Here is a 2,507-nt window from a genome sequence, read left to right on the forward strand (position 1 = left end):
CCAATTTCTATCTTTGTTTTTTTAACTGTTCTACTTCCCTCAGAACATGGTCTATACTCTGACATAATTATGAAAACTGATATATCTGCTTCTTTTAATACTTTTTCCACCCTTCTATTTAAAAATACCTTCTTGTTTCTAAGCTCTTTAACTGGGTTTTTTATATCAGGCATAGATAAAATATCTTTTTGGGATTCATCATTATAAATCATAAATTTAGCAAAATCTTGATTTGACATTAGAGTTGTTCCAATATTCGAAATTAACTTGTTAGGGAAATCCATATAAACTCATATATCTACCCCCTCAGTGTTATCTTTTTAGTATCTATAGTTTCATTTGTTTCTTTGTCTTTTGCTAATAATAAAATTTCTAATCCGGAGTACTTAGCCAATGTGTCACTCTGTAACGTGCATGTTTTTTCGTTTCGATTAATTACATTACAAAATCTATACTGCTTGTCTAAGAGCCACTCAACGTCTCTCATGTAGTTTATAGTGTATTCATTTTCTTCTCCTAAGTTTATAAATTCATCACCTATTATTTTGTCAAAAGGTATAATTATATTATCACTTTCAGATAACTCATTATAAGCAATATTATTTATTGTATCATCTTTTGAAATTAAAGCATCTTGTAAGCATATAGCTTTAATAAGACCGTCTACTCCTGTTTCTCTGCCATTATACTCAAAGTCATTTACCGATGTAACTCTAAAAACAGTTTTACCAGTTAACATTATCCTAGTGTCAATATCTATAGTTTTAGTTATATGATTACTTCCAAAGTAAAGTTGTCTTTTAGTATCTGCTACAGATGTGTATTTATTATCTGCCATACCATCAGAATATAAGGTTAAATTTTCTACCGATAATGGTATTTTATATGTCTGACCTTTATATTTATAATTAAAGAATTGATTACATCTTTTTATTATGAAATGCTTATATGTGTCCATTTCTTTATGTTCTTTGAATATAGTCAACCAATAACAATTATCATAAAAAAGATAACAACCTACATCTACATTTAAATCAGATTCAACTAATAGATTTTTTTCATCTAATGACCTTTTATCATTATTAGTTATATCATTAATTGCAACTACAGCTCTTTTAGTCTCTTTTGTTATACAAACTTCATCTATATCAGTTATAGGAACTTCAATACAGGTTGGTGTTTCTTTTAAATATTTCTTAAAACTTAATCTTAGTTGTAATATTCTTTTTTCTTTAGGAGTTGAACATCCTAGTCCAATTCTTTTTTTATAATTACTAATATAACTATTCAATTTTATCCCAACCTTTAAAACCTTTGTATACATATCTTGTCTTGTATTTTGCAAGTTGTTCTCTAATTTGAACTTCTAATAAACAAAGTTTTGCTAACATATTAGCTCCAGACTTAGTATTATAATCTGAATCAGTTAACATTTGTTTTAAATTTTCTTCTCTAAGAATCTTAGGTTGAAGCCACCAAATCATCATTCCATAAGCTAATATAATTATTTCATCTAAATCAAGGTCTGAAACTATTCCACCCAAATATTTACTCTTAAATAAAATTTCTTCTTCTGTTTCTGTTTCAAAGGTTATTACACAATTTTCTTCTTTAAATTCTATAGTATAATCTCTATTGATTTCGTATTCTTTATTTGTAGATTTACCAATCAAATAAATATCATAATTTTTATTAATTTGATTAAAAACATATTCTGACTGGTCAATTGGAATTGTAATACATGATTCTTCTTGTCCCATTATAGATAAATCTTTTTTACATTCAAAAAAATCAAATGTAGCCTTTTGAAGATATGAATACATCATATCCTCAATTATTTCCTCTTCAAGTAATAGCATCTCCTCATCATTTATTAGAGAAAGAAATTGCTTATATATCTCTTTTACTGGCGTAGCCATATCATCACCACTCTTTTATAAAATAGATGATGTATAACACCACCCTAATCCTCAAATAAGCTTTGTAAGCCTAGTCTAGTAGCTATTAAACGTTCCTTATAATGAGAATCAAACTTACCCTTTTTATATAATTCGATTACTCTTGAGCCTAAACACTCTATTAAACCATAGTTAGCTTTTTCAACTATATTCATAAATCTATCATTATCTAATTTTAATAATATATAATTTATGTAATCTAAATCATACCCACCTAAACCTTCATAAACATCTTTTAAACTTAAATACTCTAATATATCATCAATAGTATAATCATCACTATCAACATCCACTATAGTTATAAGATAGTTTTCAAAATAACCTCTATGTTTGTTTGATATTTCATATAAGTCAGATAGTATAATAAATGTCTTTTCTCCTACTTTATTCATTTCAAAGACTAATCTTTCATCTCTATCTCTATATAAAACTGTTCCAGTATCTAAGTTCATTATCTCTACTTCTATTTCATCTTTGAGTTTCCTCAGTTCATTTCTTAATTGTTTATATGTTTTTTTAGAAGTTTTTATTTGTTCAACTTCCTCTGAA

Annotated in this window: 3 protein-coding genes and 1 pseudogene; all 4 read right to left on the reverse strand. The window is 26.6% G+C overall.

Features of this window, described 5'->3' with window-relative positions:
• Positions 1-239: pseudogene (locus IC219_RS21090) on the reverse strand (hypothetical protein); the annotation flags it as partial.
• A gap of 59 nt (positions 240-298) precedes the next feature.
• Positions 299-1,291, reverse strand: coding sequence for a hypothetical protein (locus IC219_RS21095; protein ID WP_227832037.1), 993 nt, complete (start codon positions 1,289-1,291; stop codon positions 299-301).
• The gene (locus tag IC219_RS21100) at positions 1,284-1,919 is read right to left on the reverse strand and encodes a hypothetical protein (protein ID WP_227832038.1); all 636 of its coding nucleotides are present in this window, start codon (positions 1,917-1,919) and stop codon (positions 1,284-1,286) included. The genes IC219_RS21095 and IC219_RS21100 overlap by 8 nt, the downstream gene beginning before the upstream one ends.
• Before the next feature lie 44 nt (positions 1,920-1,963).
• Positions 1,964-2,507: hypothetical protein (locus tag IC219_RS21105; protein ID WP_227853493.1), on the reverse strand; the 544-nt coding region annotated here is incomplete at its 5' end.

This window comes from Clostridioides sp. ES-W-0018-02, assembly GCF_020658175.1.
Lineage (GTDB): Bacteria > Bacillota > Clostridia > Peptostreptococcales > Peptostreptococcaceae > Clostridioides.

Bases quoted from the DNA above. Each gene is read 5' to 3' on its own strand.
- IC219_RS21100 (WP_227832038.1), bottom strand. From the start codon at position 1,919: ATGGCTACGCCAGTAAAAGAGATATATAAGCAATTTCTTTCTCTAATA.